This window comes from Nitrosococcus oceani ATCC 19707 (assembly GCF_000012805.1).
GTDB classification, from domain to species: domain Bacteria; phylum Pseudomonadota; class Gammaproteobacteria; order Nitrosococcales; family Nitrosococcaceae; genus Nitrosococcus; species Nitrosococcus oceani.
On the sequence record NC_007484.1, the window covers coordinates 539,088 to 554,321 of the forward strand.

Here is a 15,234-nt window from a genome sequence, read left to right on the forward strand (position 1 = left end):
TTGGCTTTTGGTAGCGGGAAAACCTTTCTTACCAAGCCCTGGCCAGCGCAGATCATCTCATCCCTATAGGGTCAAGCCTTGTGGTTTGTTTGCTTTTAATCTTATGGTAGGGTTGAACTCATGGTTCGGCCTTTACGTATTGAATTTCCCTGACACCTTTTATTATGTGGCTTTCTGCGGCCCGCAGCAAAACCCCTAAAGTTCTTTCCAAAAGGCATTGTGACCAAGATGAGGCTATTTGCGGGCCTATGCTAGTGGTGGGCGCACGATGAAGGAAATAGGCGCTCGCTTTGATCTTCGTTATTCTCGTGCCAACCAAATTATTAGGGCCGTGGGGGAAGCCAAGAGATAAAGAAACGATGATGAGTACTTCTTATTCGCGCTTCAGGCTGTAAAATCTAGGGAAAATAGAAGTTTAATCTTGCAAGGGCGGGAACCATCGGGATCTTCCAGAGGTTCTATGGTCTACGCCCTTGTTTAATATTCTTGAGGAGGAGTGTGTCATGGGAAAACATACGGCGATATTTGATCTGCATCGCTCGGCGGGAGCCCGGTTAGTGGACTTTGCCGGCTGGGATATGCCTTTGCACTACGGTTCCCAAGTGGCAGAGCATCAAGCGGTGCGCCAAGGGGTGGGGATATTCGATGTTTCCCATATGACCGTGATAGAGCTTAAAGGCGAGAAGGTACGTCCTTTTTTACACCAGTTGCTAGCTAATAACGTGGACCGTTTAACCGTCCCTGGCACGGCGCTGTATAGCTGTATGCTTAATACGGAGGGTGGAGTTATTGATGACCTTATTGTTTACCTGATGGCGGAGCAAGAATTTCGTGTGGTCTCTAATGCGGGAACCCGGGATAAGGTCTTGGCTTGGATTGAATCTCACGCCGCTCCCTTCAAAGTTCAAGTGGAAGAGCGTCCTGAGTTGGCGATGATCGCCGTCCAAGGACCCGAAGCTCGTGCCCAGGTCCACGGCCAGTTACCCGAATCTTTAAAGGAAAAAGTTGTTAACCTTAAGCGCTTTCAGGCTACCTGGGAGGAGGGGCTTTTTGTTGCCCGTACCGGCTATACGGGGGAGGACGGTTATGAATTACTGTTATCAGGCTCACAAGCCCAAGACTGGTGGCGGCGCTTGCAGGCAGGCGGGGCGAAGCCCTGTGGCCTTGGGGCGAGGGATACCTTAAGGCTAGAAGCAGGAATGTGTCTGTATGGGGCAGATATGGATGAGACCACAACCCCCCTGGAATCAGGTCTTGGATGGACGGTCGCCTGGAAACCCCCGGAGCGGGATTTTATAGGTCGTGCGGTTTTGGAAGCCCAGCAAGCTGCGGGTTGCCCCCATCAACAAGTGGGCTTATTGCTCCAGGGCAAGGGGCTCATGCGCAATGGGCAGACCATCACCACTAACTTGGGGGAAGGCGTGGTGACCAGTGGTGGGTTTTCTCCCAGTTTGGAGCGATCCATCGCCCTTGCCCGGGTGCCAGTCGGCGCTGATGGCCCCTGTGAAGTCCAGATCCGGGGGCGGGCGGTACCAGCCGCTATGGTCAAACCTCCCTTTGTTCGCAATGGCCGAGCCTGTGTACCAGCAGAGCTCATGGAACCCATCGAGGTAAGTTAGGCCAGGGAGTTTAGTTTCTCCCGCCCCCGTTGGATGGCCGCACGCACCTGGGCGGGCGCGGTACCTCCCAGGTGATTTCTTGCCGCCACTGAGCCTTCTAGGGTCAGGACATCAAAGACATCTTCCTCGATAACAGGAGAGAAGTCTTGGAGGGTAGCCAACTTGAGGGCGGCCAGATCTTTGCTTTGTTCGATGGCAAGGGCCACGGCTTTGCCCACGATTTCGTGGGCATCCCGGAATGAAACGCCTTTGCGTACCAGATAGTCAGCAAGATCGGTTGCGGTCGCATAGCCTTTAGTTGCTGCTTCCCGCATTTTATCGGGATTGGTTGTGATTGCTGGGATCATATCCGCAAAGGCCCGCAGGCATCCCAAGAGAGTATCAACGGTGTCAAAGAGCGGTTCTTTGTCTTCCTGGTTATCCTTGTTATAAGCCAGCGGTTGGCCTTTCATCAGGGTGAGAAGACTCACTAAATGACCGTTGACCCGCCCTGTTTTTCCCCTTACCAATTCTGGTACATCCGGGTTTTTTTTCTGGGGCATAATGGAAGAGCCCGTGCAGAATCGATCCGGCAGGGTGATAAAGTCGAATTGGGCTGAGGACCAGAGCACCAATTCCTCGGCGAACCGGGACAAATGGGTCATAAGAAGGGCGCCAGCGGCGGTAAACTCAATGGCAAAATCCCGATCAGATACGGCATCCAATGAGTTTTCCGCTATACCATCAAAGCCTAGTAGCTCGGCTGTATAGGCCCGATCGATGGGGAAGGTAGTTCCCGCTAATGCCGCTGCTCCCAAGGGCAAAACATTAACCCGGTGGCGGCAGTCTGCGAGACGCCCGGTATCTCTTAGCAGCATCTCAAACCAGGCCATTAAATGATGGCCAAAAGTGACCGGTTGCGCTGTTTGTAGGTGAGTAAACCCTGGCATGATGGTGGCTGCTTCCCGCTCGGCTATCGCTAGCAATCCTTCTTGCAAGCGCTGTAGCTGGGCGGTGATAAGATCAATGGCATCTCGTAGATACAGCCGGATATCGGTGGCGATCTGATCATTTCGGGAGCGGCCGGTATGGAGCTTTTTTCCGACGGGGCCAATACGCTCGGTAAGGGCGGCTTCAATGTTCATATGCACATCTTCAAGGGCTACAGACCAGGAAAATTGCCCTCGGCTGATGTCTTGAGCAATAGTTTCTAGACCTTGGATGATGGCATCGCATTCCTCCCTGGAGAGTACGCCCACCTTGGCTAGCATACGAGCGTGGGCGATGGAACCGTGGATATCTTGCCGGTAAAGCCGGTGGTCAAAGCCGATAGAGGCGGTGAATTCTTCGACAAAGGTATCGGTGGGTTCGTGGAAACGACCGGACCAGGGTTTGCCATGAGTGACATTGTTGTGACTCATAAAAGGGACATTCTCCGGATGCTGAAAGTGGAAAAGTTTTTATTATCAAGGTATCTTGCACTAATTTTACGCTAAATTTCTGTGGAAAAGCTGCAATAGTCGGTCGGATTAATAAAATGTTTGCCTTGATTTTAGCCTAGATTAGTGTCCTGCTCGGCGAAATATTTATTCAAATTTTGCAATTTCGGCACCGGTCTCATTTCTTCTTTAAACAGCTTTAACTTATCAAATCAATATGAAATGGTGTTTATTATGAGTGCAAAGACCTGTCTTCGCATAGCCACCCGTAAGAGTCTTCTCGCTTTATGGCAGGCTGAATATGTTGCTGATACCTTGCGTCACCACTATCCTGATTTGAACATAGAGCTGGTCCGCATGAGCACCCAGGGCGATAAAATTCTGGATACGCCCCTGGCCAAGATAGGTGGCAAAGGATTATTCATTAAGGAGCTAGAACAAGGTCTCTTTAGTGGAGAGGCTGATATTGCCGTTCACTCCATGAAAGATGTGCCGGTGGATTTGCCTGAAAATCTCCATATAGCGGTTATTTGCCAGCGAGGCGACCCGCGGGATGCTTTTGTCTCCAATCATTGGCAGGATTTGGATAGTTTGCCGGAGGGTGCGCGAGTGGGAACTTCAAGTTTACGCCGGCAAAGCCAAGTGCGGGAGCGTCGCCCTGACTTCCAGGTTTTGGATCTGCGCGGTAATGTGAATACGCGTCTAGCTAAATTAGATAATAACGAATTTGATGCTATTATTTTGGCCGCTGCGGGCTTAAAACGCTTAGAGTTAACCCAACGAATAAGGGAATCGCTGGCTCCCGAAGTCAGTCTTCCTGCTATCGGTCAGGGGGCTATTGGCATTGAATGCCGAAAAGGGGATACCGCTACCGAGGAACTTATTAAAGTGCTCGAACATCCTCCGACGCGGATTACCATTCGTGCGGAGCGGGCATTAAATGCACGGCTTGCCGGTGGTTGCCAGGTGCCTATTGCTGGCTATGCTGAGCTAGAGGATGAACGACTGCGGCTGCGTGCGCTGGTGGGACAGCCTGATGGCGGCCGGGTTATCCGAGGAGAAACATGGGGAATGCCTGGGGAAGCAGAAAGTTTAGGCGCATCGCTAGGTGAGGATTTGCTTCGGCGGGGGGCGGATAAGATCCTGGCAGAGGTTTACAGTGGCTGAAAGCGGGTTTATCCCACAGCAGCGGCTTGCTGGCCGGCGGGTGTTGGTTACCCGGCCGGCAGAGCAAGCCGAAAAATTATCCCAGGCGATTGAACTTGAAGGCGGGCAAGCCGTGCGCTTTCCGACAGTAGAAATTGGCGACTCGGAAGTACCCGCCGTAGTAGAGGAAATTATTGGCCGCTTGGATGATTTTCATTGGGCCGTGTTTGTCAGCGCCAATGCGGTACAGCGAGGGGTACCGTGGGTATTTGCCCGCCGTGAGATGCCTGCAAACCTTAAAATTGCGGTGGTAGGGCGGGCTACAGCGCAAGCGTTGGGGAACTTTGGGCTGTATCCCCGCCTTTGTCCTAGTTATGGCTATAACAGCGAAGCGTTATTGGCCATGGATGAGTTGCAAGATATGAAGGGGCAGCAGGTTGTCCTCTTTCGGGCTAGTGGAGGACGAGAACTATTAGCAAAGACCCTGACCAAGCGAGGGGCCAAAGTTGAATATGCCGAAGTATACCGCCGCTGTCTTCCTTCCCCCTCGGTGGCTGCCAATCTCCGACAAGTCCTGGTTAATGTTCCGGTAGATGTGGTGATCACCACCAGTAAAGCTGTTTTGGAAAACCTCTGCCACCTTGCCGGGGAGCCTCTGTTAGAAAAACTTCGCAGAACCCCGCTGGTAGTCATCGGTTCCCGGCAAGTCCAGCAAGCAAGAGAGCTTGGGTTTACCCAGATATGGGTGGCGCAGGAGCCTAGCGATGCCGCTCTCGTCCAGACCATTATTGACCATGAGGATAAATTATGAGCGATAAAAAAGAGAACCTGCCGGGACAGCAAGGCGCGAAAGCAGCACCCTACTATAGTAAAAGGAAAGAAAAGAAAGCCAGATTATCGGAAAAAGCAGGTTTTAAGGGGGCCAGTGGGGAAGCTGACTCCAAAGCCCCAGAGCCGGAAAAACCAGAGTCTGAGACGCCTGTTGCTGCATCCAGAGTAGTAACAACGGAGCAAGACTCCAAGGAGAGCAGCATTCCTTTTTCGAAATCGGAAAGTAATACACCAGCTTCCGAAGCACCAGCAGAATCCCCTCCTCCTATAGGGAGTTCCTCCGAAAAATCTTCTGAAGATGCTACCTTGTCAAAAACAAAGGAAGCCGAGCTGACTTCGAAAGCCCAGGAGCCGGAAAATCCGGAGGCTGAGAAAAGAACCGGAGCTTCAGAATCGGTGCCACCAGCTCAGGGCTCCAAAGAGAAAAGTGCCTCTTTCTCGGAGCCCCCCCAAGCAGCCGGAAGTGCGGCTAAGTCGCCCAAAAAAGAGGGGCTTCCTGCAAGAGATAGTAAACGCTCTATCCGTCGTACTCATCCCTATCAGGTAGAGAAGGCAAGTGGTGGGCCTGGTCGAGGCAAAACCTTGGTAGGGTTTGTGATACTGGCAATTGCCCTAATTTTAGTAGCGCTGGGTAGCGTTTATTACACCCGCTTCTTAGTTGAGAAAGAGCGACAAGCGCGGGAGTCTTTGTCCAAGCAAGTGGCTGAGCAATTAGAGACTCAATCTCCCCAGATAGATGCCCGCATAGCTGCGCAAGTAGATGAGCAACTTGCCGGAAGAGTCGCCTCTGAGATGGATGAACGGCTTGCTGGACAAGAAGAATCGCTTCAGCAGGAAGTTACTAATCTAAAGAAAGAAATAGCGGAGAATAAAGGCGATCTCAAGCAGATTCAGCAAGGAATGGCGACCTTAGAGTCTACTCTGGGGCTTCTTCGTTCCGAAGTAGAAAAGGGGCCGCAGCCGGGCAACTGGGATATCGCGGAAGCGGCTTATCTCATGCGCATTGCCAATGAGCGATTACAACTAGGACAAAATGTAAGTGTAGCCCTGGTTGCCTTGCAAGCGGCTGACCGGATCCTTCGCGATATGGCTAATCCTGCGTTTATGCCGGTGCGTGCTAAATTAGCGGAAGAAATTAATTCCCTAAAAGCAGTTCCTGATCCTGATATTGACGGTATGGCCCTGTCTCTCACTAATATTATCAATCGAGTAAAAACCCTAGAGCTCAAAGAAACGGTTCTAGCAGAGTCAGTGCCCGCTTCAAAGGCTGAAGGAGAAGCCCCCGAGAAGACTCCGGAGCCGGAAGGCAATACTTATATTGCGAAAATCAAGGAATTTTTGCGGGTTATTTGGGACGACCTCAAGAGTTTGGTTGTGGTCAAGCACCGGCATGAAGTAGAAGGTGGCGGTATTCCTACCTTACTGCCGGAAGAGCGTTATTTTCTCTATCAAAATCTGCGGCTTGAATTAAAGACGGCCCGGCTGAATCTTTTACTAAAAAATGAAGCCGCTTTTCAGCAAAGCCTTGAGTTAGCGCAAAGCTGGTTGCAGACCTATTTCCAAGGTTCTGAGGCTAAAGTGATAAAGGATACGCTCGCTAAGCTAGAACAGGCGACTATAGAATCTTCTTTGCCAGATATTTCTGGATCGCTGAAAACTTTAAGTCAGGTATTAAGGCACATAAAGCCCCAAGCCGCCAGAGGCAGTGAAGGAGGCAGGGCATGAAAGCCGTCATCTTTGGCCTAATTGTTTTGATCCTGGCGATTGGCCTGGAGCTGCTTACCCACGATGATTCTGGTTATCTTGTTATCGGATACGGTCAATGGATGATAGAAACGACTCTGACATTAGCAGTGATCGTATTAGGATTAATCTTTATCGGTGGATACTTAGCGCTGCGCTTCGTCTCCCATATAGGGAAAGCTCCCCGGCGACTGGGAGAAAGCCGGCAGCGGCGGCGTAGCTCCCGCGCTAGCAAAATGTTGATTGAAGGTTTAATCGACATAGAAGAAGGAAATTGGGACCGGGCCGAGCGAGCCCTGGTTAAAGACATCGCCTATAGTAACACTCCCTTGCTCAATTATATTGCCGCTGCCCGATCCGCCCAGAATCAAGGTGCTTACGAGCGACGCGATCACTATTTGCATTTGGCCCGGGAGGCGGTACCCGCCGCTACTTTTGCCATTGAACTGATTCAGGCGGAACTGCAGGTAAACAGTGGGCAGTTTGAGGAGGCACTGGCGATTCTAAATCATCTACGAACTTTAGACCCAAGGCATCCCCAGCCGCTTAAGCTGCTAAAATCGCTTTACTTACAACAAAGAGATTGGGATCAGTTGTTGGGTTTGCTCCTTCAATTATGCAAGCGGCGTTTGGTGAGTAAGGAAGAAGCCCATTCATTAGAGGTCATGGCCCATGTGGAACTTTTGCAGGAAGCAGCTCAAAGTGAAAGCAACGCTGCTTTGATCGATAGGTGGAAGGCGGTTCCCAACCGTTTCCGGAAACATCCCAAAATCGTGGCGGCCTATGTTTATGCGCTCATTGATCGGAATGAACACGATCTGGCGGAGCAACTCCTCCAGGATACCCTGAAAGGAAACTGGAGCGATGAATTGATCTATTTGTATGGATTGGTTCAGTCATCAGATCTGGTGGCGCAGTTAACGCGGGCAGAAGCTTGGCTTTCTCAGCAGGGAGATAATCCTTGGTTACTGCTAACTTTGGGAAGACTAGCCCAGTATAATGGTTTATGGGGCAAAGCTCGGCAATACCTGGAAACCAGTATTGCTTATGCACCAAGGTCAGAGGCTTATCATGAACTTGGAAAAGTACTGGAGGAGATCGGCGACTCAGAGGCAGCGCTTGAGTGCTACAGTAAAGGATTGTCGATGGCTACCCGTGGCGCGGTGGAGGAAAGCGTTAAATTTAGCTTGCCAGAAAAGGCTCGGGAGATTTCCCTATCAGGCAGTGATTATACGCCACAATTGACGGGACCCGCTCCCTAGAGATCCAGAAGGTTTTTTAAAATTCTAGCTCATCTTAGCTGTGTGGTTACCTCTATGGAAGAGTTGGTAGCCACACAAGCGAGATCGCTCCCGAAGCCGTATGCTTCAAGAGCGCACTCTATGGCGTTGCTTCACCACCAACCAAATACGTGGGCGGCCGCACCATCGAGTCGTTCAAAAAGCAACTCTCCCCCCGTTGAAGAGTTATTGCTTGGAAGAATGACGGGTTTCGGACAGCGGGGGAGAGGCATCGGGCAGTTGAATATTCAAGGCGAGCACGTCCATATCGCCTTCTTGTTCCATTTGAATTTTGACCTGGTCTTCATCAATTTCTATATATTTGCGGATAACTTCAATAATATCTCCCCGTAATCTGGGCAGATAAGAAGGGCCAGAGCGATCTATCCGCTCATGAGCAATCACGATCTGCAATCGTTCTTTGGCAGTGCGAGCTGAATTTCCCCTTGTTGCTCTGAAATAATTGAACCAACTCATCTTTATATTACCCAAAAAGCCGTTTGAAGAAAGGCTTGCGCTGGTGGATGAACCGATGGGGAACATCCTCGCCTAGAAAGCGGCATACTGAATCCCAATAGGCGTGGCCAGCATCGGTGGTTTCATCCAGAATAACCGGTATTCCCGCGTTGGAGGATTGCAGAACTGCCTTAGACTCGGGAATAACGCCTAGCAGAGGAATTGCCAAGATTTCGAGAATATCATCCACGCTCAACATCTCCCCCCGCTTGACTTGCACGGGGTTATAGCGGCTGATAACTAAATGTTCTTTGATGGACTCTTGCTCTCGTTCGGCACGCTGGGATTGGCTTTGTATGATGCCAAGGATTCGATCAGAGTCCCGGACTGCGGCAATCTCAGGATTAGTGACCACCAAGGCTTCATCCGCAAAGTAAAGGGCCATAAGCGCGCCATGTTCTATCCCCGCCGGTGAGTCACAAACGATATATTCAAACTCCAGTTCTCGCAGTTCCTCTAAAACCCGCGCTACCCCTTCCTTAGTGAGCGCCTCTTTGTTACGGGTTTGGGAGGCGGGAAGTATATACAATTCCTCAAGACGCTTATCCTTGATAAGCGCTTGGTTGAGTCGCGCCTCCTGATTTATGACGTTAACGAAGTCATAGACGACCCGCCGTTCACATCCCATAATAAGGTCTAGGTTGCGCAGGCCCACATCAAAATCAATGACCGCAGTTTTATAGCCTTGCATAGCAAGGCCCGTGGAAAACGCGGCACTCGTCGTTGTTTTGCCCACGCCACCTTTACCGGATGTGACGACAATTATCTTGGTCACGTGATCGATCCTCCCTAGCCTGTGGATCTGGTTTTTTGATTATAATGGTGAAATCATTAAGTGGTCTTCCCGCAGATAAACCTGGGCAGGATGTCCCTTGAGCGAATCTTCTGTGTCATCGATCAGTTTGTAATTCCCTGCGATGGCAATCAATTCTGCTTCCAAGCTTTGGCAAAATATCCGTGCCGTTATATCTCCACGGATTCCCGCTAGCGCACGCCCTCGCAATGAGCCGTAAACATGAATATTACCGTCCGCTAGCAGCTCCGAGCCAGGGCTGGCCTGGGCCAATACGATAAGATCGCATTCCCGTGCGTAGACTTGTTGTCCTGAACGGACGGGCCGCGTGATCATCAGACTTTTGCGGGGGGGAGGCGCTTCAGAATTCCATTGGCGGCGCTGAATCCTGGAGCCATCAGTGTTGGCGGCTGGAGAATGCTCGGCGGGATTATTTCTAAGTAATGCGAAACCGGCTTGGGCCGCTGCTTCTCGCGCGTTAATTCGAGCATTGCGCACGCCTATGGGTACGAGGCCATGCTTGATGAGCACGATCTTAAGTGCCGTAAAGTCGAGCAAGCGTTCACCGTCGTCTAGACCCTTAAGGTCAATGACAATCGGCGTATTAGAAAAGAATCCGGGAGCAATTTTGACTTTAGCCGCGAGCTCGCGGGCTATTCGTCCCATATCGGTATCTTGCAGCCGCAATACGCTTAGGGCGGATAGTTCGCCTTTAAGTTCAAAAGCGCGTTTTGGGGCAAAGGCCATGGATGACATAAAGCGGTAATACGGATGAGATGGGAACGGCTAGTTTTGCTTGGGTTATGTTTAGCGTATCTTTCATTTCCTACAAGGCGAGCTTCCTTTTATACAGGTATGAGTGCTGAAAGACAAGGAGGGGAAAATAAAATTCCCTATCTTTTAATCGCTTAATGCCGCAAGCTGGTCAGCTTGATGTTCTGCTACTAATGGATCGATAATCGCATCGAGATTGCCTTGGAGGATTTCATCGAGTTTATAAAGTGTTAAATTAATCCGATGGTCGGTCACCCGGCCTTGGGGGAAGTTATAAGTGCGAATTCGCTCCGAGCGGTCCCCACTACCGATAAGACTACGCCGAGTTGCGGTTTCTTCAGCTACTAGCTTTGCTTCTTCCTCCGATTTTAGCTTAGTCCGTAGCAGGGACATTGCCCGAGCCCGATTCTTATGCTGGGAGCGTTCATCTTGGCACTCTACTACGATCCCGCTAGCAAGGTGGGTTATCCGAATAGCTGAGTCAGTTTTATTGACATGCTGACCCCCGGCTCCGGAAGCACGAAAAGTATCCACACGCAGATCCGCTGGATTAATGTCAATATCATCGATTTCCTCGGCTTCTGGCATGATAGCCACAGTGCAAGCGGAGGTGTGAATACGGCCTTGGGATTCGGTTTGAGGAACCCGTTGGACCCGGTGGCCACCCGATTCGAATTTTAAACGTGAATAGGCGCCTGCACCTACTATTCGGACGATTATTTCTTTATGGCCGCCATGCTCCCCCGGACTATCACCCATGATTTCTGTTCGCCAGCCCCGTTGTTCAGCATAGCGTAAATACATCCGCAGAAGATCGCTAGCGAATAAGGCTGCTTCATCACCGCCTGTGCCAGCGCGAATCTCCAAAAAGATATTACGTTTATCGTTAGGGTCGGAAGGCAGGAGCAGCGTATGCAACTCCCGATCGAGCCGTTCGAGCTTTTTTTCCGCGGCAGCGATTTCTTCCTGGGCCAGGACCCGAAGCTCTGGATCTTGATCTTGGAGAAGCGCCTTACTCTCATTAAGAACGCTTTGGGCTTGTTCAAAGTCCCGAAAACAGCCAATAACGGGTTCAAGCTGGGCATATTCCTGGGACAGCTCGCGGAATTTTTTTTGTGCGCTTGCTATTTCCGGCTCGGCTAATAGGGCAGTGAGTTCTTGCTGCCGTTCGGCCAGGGTTTCTAGCTTGCTGCGAATAGAGTCCTTCATGGACAGATCTCTTTAAGCTTTGAAGTGGTCAACATCGAAAATTTTAAGGGCTGCTTGTAAAGCGAGCTCATCTCCTGTAGCACCCAAGCTCCGTAGTTGCCTTGTGGGCACATGCATGAGCTTGTTAGTTAAATTATGGGCCAGCATTGTCAGGACTTCATTCGGGTCATGGCCCTGGGCCAAGCGGCGGCGGGCTTTTTCTAAAGCTTCCTTGCGTAGTTGATCAGCCTCCTGACGGACAGCGCAGATGACTGGCACGGCATCTTGAGTGCGCACCCAGTCCATGAAGTACTCCACCTGGGTATCAATGATTTCCTCGGCTTGTAAAGCTGCCGCCTGGCGGGAGCGGAGGTTCTCCTGGACGACCTCCTGCAAATCATCCACATTATAAAGGTAGATATCCTGTAGTTCCCCCACCTCAGGTTCGATATCCCGGGGAACGGCAATATCTACCATGAAGATAGGACGGTGTTTACGGATCCGCAAGGCCCGCTCAACGGTGCCTTTGCCGAGGATGGGCAATTGGCTCCCGGTGGAGGAAATCACAATATCCGCCTCTGATAGGTGTTTTGGCATCTCCGCGAGAGGGATGGCATAGCCATTGAATTGGTTGGCTAGTTGGTAAGCTTTGTCAAGATTACGGTTAGCAACAATAATGTGCCCGACCCCATTGGTGAACAAATGGCGCGCCGCCAGTTCGATGGTTTCGCCCGCGCCAATGAGAAAAGCCGTGGTGGATTCCAGATCGCCAAAAATTTGTTTTGCTAGACTGACTGCGGCGAAGGCTACCGATATGGGACTGGTGCCAATTGCTGTATCAGTGCGAACCTGTTTGGCCACATAGAAAGTGTGTTGGAATAAGCGTCCCAATACCCGGCCGATGGTTCCCGCCTCCAGGCCATAGCTATAAGCAGCTTTGATTTGACCTAGAATCTGGGGCTCGCCAAGGACCATGGAATCCAGTCCGCTTGCCACCCGGAGCAGGTGCCGCACTGCGGAGTGATCCGGGTGAGTGTAGAGGCAAGTCTCAAGAATTTTAGGCTCCATGCCGTGATATTGGCGCAGCCATTCGATAACGGCTTCCTGTTGCCCCGGTGCGCAGCCGCAGTAAAGTTCGGTCCGGTTACAAGTGGATAGAATGGCTGCTTCCTTGGCGCCACTGCGATTTACTAGCTCCGTCAACGCAGAAGGAAGACGTTCCGGGGCGAAGGTGATTTGTTCTCGGATAGCAACCGAGGCGGTTTTATGGTTGACACCAAAGGCAAGCAGTTGCATAGGGGCAAAAAAGAGCCGTACTAGCTTAATAGTTATTGGGTTACTCTTAACAGAGCGAATTTTATCATCTAGGCTGTTCGAAATAATTCCTTAATCTGGAACCCAGCATGTCCGCGCTGACTCTCAAACTGAACTAAGTTTAATGGTATTTAGCATTTTTATAGGGGACCTTAAGCTTAAATGTGCGAAAATATCACCCAAGGCGAATTTATATATTACCAAAATAAGGCATATTATTCGTAATTTACCGGAACAAGTCACTCAGGAGTGATGAGATATAGATGAAACAGGCTCCTTTCCGATTAACCGCTGGGTTAGTAGTGTTGCTGCTAGCAGGCTGTGCTACGCAGGAAATGCGCCCAGCGGTTGCCGCTAAGGCTGAAGAGAATACCACGGGACCGGCGACAGCAACGGCAATCCCGGAGACAAGGTATCCAGATGTTGAATTGACCCCTGCCCTGCTGTATCAACTGCTTTCTGCTGACATTGCGGGCCAGCGCGGTCAAATTGGCTATGCGATGGAGGTTTATTTGCAAGCAGCGGGAGAAACTCGCGATCCGCGCCTCGCGGAGCGGGCAACCCGTATCGCCCTCTTTGCTCGGGATATCAGCGCGGCTACCCAGGCAGCCAGGTTATGGGTGAGGGCGGACCCGAGCAATGGGGATGCGCGCCAAGCTTTAGTCTCTTTGCTCCTCGGGCAACAGCAATACAATGAAGCTGAAAATCACCTAGAGCATTTGGTTGCCCTAAGCCCGGAAAGCGGTGAACGTACTTTTTTAAAGATTGCTACCATGTTGGCTGGGAGCGCAGACCCAGAAACAGCATTGGCGTTAATGGGCAATCTATCCGCCTTTCAAGCCAACGATCCAGATGCCCTCTATGGGTATGCTTACCTTGCCTTGCAGCTAAAGCAGTTGGATCTCGCCCTGAGCACGGTAGAGCGGGTAATTATCCAGCGTCCCGAAGCGGATAGGCCCCTGATCATGCGGGCTAGAATTCTCCAGCAGCAGGGGCGGGAGGAAATGGCCCTCGAATCGCTGGAAACGGTGATTGAAAATGAAGAGGCGAGTATTCCTTTACGTTTAGCCTATGGGCAAATGTTGATGGAAGCCGGTCAAGTAGCTAAGGCTGAGCGTTTGTTCGAGCAGCTAGAACAAGCGCAGCCCGAGAATCCAGACGTCCTGTTGGCCCAAGGCTTATTAGCTATGGAACGGTTGGAGTATAAGCCGGCGGAAGACTATTTTCAGCGTTTGCTAAAATTAGGCCAGAATGTAGACCAAGCTCGTTTTTATCTAGGGCGGTTAGCTGAACTACAAAGTAATGCTGGTAAGGCCATTGATTGGTATGCCTCAATTACGGGCGGCAGGTTGATGGTGGATGCCCAGGTTCGCCAGGCGGTAGTGACAGCGCAACAGGGCAATCTACCGGCCGCCCGTCAACATTTGCAATTATTAAGTAGAAAATTCCCCACTCAGGCCGATCGGTTTCAGCTTGCAGAAGGTGAGATTCTTATCAATGCTGGGCGTTATGAGGAGGCGATGAGCCATTATGATAATGCGCTGCACAGCCGCCCAGATGATACTAATTTGCTCTACGCTCGCGCTTTGGTGGCAGAAAACCTAGGCCGGCTGGATATTGCTGAACAGGATTTGCAGCGGGTTATAACCTTAGAGCCGAGTAATGCCGAGGCCCTCAATGCGCTTGGCTATACCTTAGCGGATCGAACGAGACGTCTTGAGGAAGCGCTACGCTATATTTCCCGGGCAATGAGGTTAAAGCCTAATAATGCGTTTATTCTTGATAGTATGGGCTGGGTACATTACCGCTTGGGAAATTACGACAAAGCGGAGAAATATTTGCGGGAGGCGATGGAGCTCCGCAAAGACCCGGAAATCGCGGCCCATTTGGGTGAAGTGCTGTGGGCAAAGGGTGACAGGGAGGGTGCCCGCCAGGTATGGCAACATACGCTTAAAATGAACCAAGGCAATAAAGTGCTTTTGGAAGTTATGCAGCGCTTTCAGGAATGAAGTGGTGCAGACTTTCGATTATACTAATGAGCCTCATCCTGCTTGCGGGCTGTATGCCCCTTCGCCAACCTTCCCCTTCTGCCGATCCTCAGCAAACATGGCAGGAGCGCCAGTTTGCCCTGCAAGAAATTGAAGACTGGAATTTGAGTGGGCGCTTAGCAATCAATGCTATCAAAGAGGCTTGGACGGGTACCTTGCGGTGGACGCAAAGGGGCGATGAATTTAAAATTCTGTGGCTTTTTCCCCTTGGACAGGGGAGTGTGGAGTTGTATGGTAATCCTGACAGGGTTACTCTTCGTGCCCCTAAGGAGGAACCAATGATCGCAACCTCCGCAGAAGAACTCCTTGGGACTCGCTTGGGGTGGTCCTTGCCCGTGAGTGGCCTGCGTTATTGGCTATTGGGATTGCCGGCACCAGGATTACCTGTAGTCAAGTCGTCCTTAGACTCTTTTGGGCGCTTGCTCCGTTTGTCCCAAGGCGGTTGGCAAATCCGCTATTTGGATTATAAGTGGATTGAAAACTTTGCGCTTCCTGGTAAAATCTTTTTAGAGCATCCAAAACTTCGGTTACGGCTCGTTATCGATCACTGGCAGTTAGGGTAAG

The 15,234-nt window shown here is 51.0% G+C and carries 13 protein-coding genes; 7 read left to right on the forward strand and 6 right to left on the reverse strand.

Annotated elements, in window-relative coordinates:
- Positions 1-503: 503 nt before the first annotated feature.
- Complete coding sequence (gcvT, locus tag NOC_RS02775) at positions 504-1,619, forward strand: glycine cleavage system aminomethyltransferase GcvT (protein WP_011330368.1); 1,116 nt, start codon at positions 504-506, stop codon at positions 1,617-1,619.
- Here the strand turns inward: gcvT and argH are convergent.
- Positions 1,616-3,019 carry an argininosuccinate lyase gene (argH, locus tag NOC_RS02780; RefSeq protein WP_002814263.1) on the reverse strand — a complete coding sequence of 468 codons (1,404 nt, stop codon included), beginning with the start codon at positions 3,017-3,019 and terminating at the stop codon, positions 1,616-1,618. The two genes, gcvT and argH, sit on opposite strands and share 4 nt — an antisense overlap.
- Before the next feature lie 252 nt (positions 3,020-3,271).
- Here argH and hemC point away from each other — a divergent pair, with 252 nt between their 5' ends.
- From hemC to NOC_RS02800, 4 genes are read left to right on the forward strand one after another with little or no spacing between them, the layout of a single operon-like run.
- Positions 3,272-4,204: a hydroxymethylbilane synthase gene (gene hemC / locus NOC_RS02785; protein WP_011330369.1), complete on the forward strand. Its 933-nt coding sequence runs from the start codon at positions 3,272-3,274 to the stop codon at positions 4,202-4,204.
- Complete coding sequence (locus NOC_RS02790) at positions 4,197-4,994, forward strand: uroporphyrinogen-III synthase (RefSeq protein WP_002814092.1); 798 nt, start codon at positions 4,197-4,199, stop codon at positions 4,992-4,994. The genes hemC and NOC_RS02790 overlap by 8 nt, the downstream gene beginning before the upstream one ends.
- Positions 4,991-6,739, forward strand: a complete 1,749-nt coding sequence (locus tag NOC_RS02795) for a uroporphyrinogen-III C-methyltransferase (RefSeq protein ID WP_002812364.1) — start codon at positions 4,991-4,993, stop codon at positions 6,737-6,739. Before NOC_RS02790 ends, NOC_RS02795 begins: the two co-directional genes overlap by 4 nt.
- A complete protein-coding gene (locus NOC_RS02800) occupies positions 6,736-8,019 on the forward strand; it encodes a heme biosynthesis protein HemY (RefSeq protein WP_002812117.1) in 1,284 nt (427 codons plus the stop codon). The genes NOC_RS02795 and NOC_RS02800 overlap by 4 nt, the downstream gene beginning before the upstream one ends.
- Positions 8,020-8,223: 204 nt before the next feature.
- Here the strand turns inward: NOC_RS02800 and minE are convergent, their stop codons facing one another.
- The 5 genes from minE to hemA form a co-directional block, all read right to left on the reverse strand.
- Positions 8,224-8,514: a cell division topological specificity factor MinE gene (gene minE / locus NOC_RS02805; RefSeq protein WP_011330370.1), complete on the reverse strand. Its 291-nt coding sequence runs from the start codon at positions 8,512-8,514 to the stop codon at positions 8,224-8,226.
- 7 nt (positions 8,515-8,521) lie between these two features.
- Positions 8,522-9,328: a septum site-determining protein MinD gene (gene minD, locus NOC_RS02810; protein ID WP_011330371.1), complete on the reverse strand. Its 807-nt coding sequence runs from the start codon at positions 9,326-9,328 to the stop codon at positions 8,522-8,524.
- Positions 9,329-9,367: 39 nt separating this feature from the next.
- Positions 9,368-10,102 carry a septum site-determining protein MinC gene (gene minC / locus NOC_RS02815; protein WP_002812939.1) on the reverse strand — a complete coding sequence of 245 codons (735 nt, stop codon included), beginning with the start codon at positions 10,100-10,102 and terminating at the stop codon, positions 9,368-9,370.
- A gap of 144 nt (positions 10,103-10,246) precedes the next feature.
- The gene (gene prfA / locus NOC_RS02820; protein WP_002813839.1) at positions 10,247-11,329 is read right to left on the reverse strand and encodes a peptide chain release factor 1; all 1,083 of its coding nucleotides are present in this window, start codon (positions 11,327-11,329) and stop codon (positions 10,247-10,249) included.
- 12 nt (positions 11,330-11,341) lie between these two features.
- Positions 11,342-12,604, reverse strand: coding sequence for a glutamyl-tRNA reductase (hemA, locus tag NOC_RS02825; protein WP_002813733.1), 1,263 nt, complete (start codon positions 12,602-12,604; stop codon positions 11,342-11,344).
- A gap of 281 nt (positions 12,605-12,885) precedes the next feature.
- On the opposite strand from hemA, the gene NOC_RS02830 reads away from it, so the two are divergent.
- The gene (locus NOC_RS02830; RefSeq protein ID WP_002813723.1) at positions 12,886-14,631 is read left to right on the forward strand and encodes a tetratricopeptide repeat protein; all 1,746 of its coding nucleotides are present in this window, start codon (positions 12,886-12,888) and stop codon (positions 14,629-14,631) included.
- Entirely contained in the window at positions 14,628-15,233 is a 606-nt protein-coding gene (gene lolB, locus NOC_RS02835) for a lipoprotein insertase outer membrane protein LolB (RefSeq protein ID WP_011330372.1), read from the forward strand. The genes NOC_RS02830 and lolB overlap by 4 nt, the downstream gene beginning before the upstream one ends.
- The last annotated feature ends 1 nt before the right edge of the window (position 15,234 follow it).

Bases quoted from the DNA above. Each gene is read 5' to 3' on its own strand.
- gcvT (WP_011330368.1), top strand. From the start codon at position 504: ATGGGAAAACATACGGCGATATTTGATCTGCATCGCTCGGCGGGAGCC.
- argH (WP_002814263.1), bottom strand. From the start codon at position 3,019: ATGAGTCACAACAATGTCACTCATGGCAAACCCTGGTCCGGTCGTTTC.
- hemC (WP_011330369.1), top strand. From the start codon at position 3,272: ATGAGTGCAAAGACCTGTCTTCGCATAGCCACCCGTAAGAGTCTTCTC.
- NOC_RS02795 (WP_002812364.1), top strand. From the start codon at position 4,991: ATGAGCGATAAAAAAGAGAACCTGCCGGGACAGCAAGGCGCGAAAGCA.
- NOC_RS02800 (WP_002812117.1), top strand. From the start codon at position 6,736: ATGAAAGCCGTCATCTTTGGCCTAATTGTTTTGATCCTGGCGATTGGC.
- minE (WP_011330370.1), bottom strand. From the start codon at position 8,514: ATGAGTTGGTTCAATTATTTCAGAGCAACAAGGGGAAATTCAGCTCGC.
- minC (WP_002812939.1), bottom strand. From the start codon at position 10,102: ATGTCATCCATGGCCTTTGCCCCAAAACGCGCTTTTGAACTTAAAGGC.
- prfA (WP_002813839.1), bottom strand. From the start codon at position 11,329: ATGAAGGACTCTATTCGCAGCAAGCTAGAAACCCTGGCCGAACGGCAG.
- hemA (WP_002813733.1), bottom strand. From the start codon at position 12,604: ATGCAACTGCTTGCCTTTGGTGTCAACCATAAAACCGCCTCGGTTGCT.
- NOC_RS02830 (WP_002813723.1), top strand. From the start codon at position 12,886: ATGAAACAGGCTCCTTTCCGATTAACCGCTGGGTTAGTAGTGTTGCTG.
- lolB (WP_011330372.1), top strand. From the start codon at position 14,628: ATGAAGTGGTGCAGACTTTCGATTATACTAATGAGCCTCATCCTGCTT.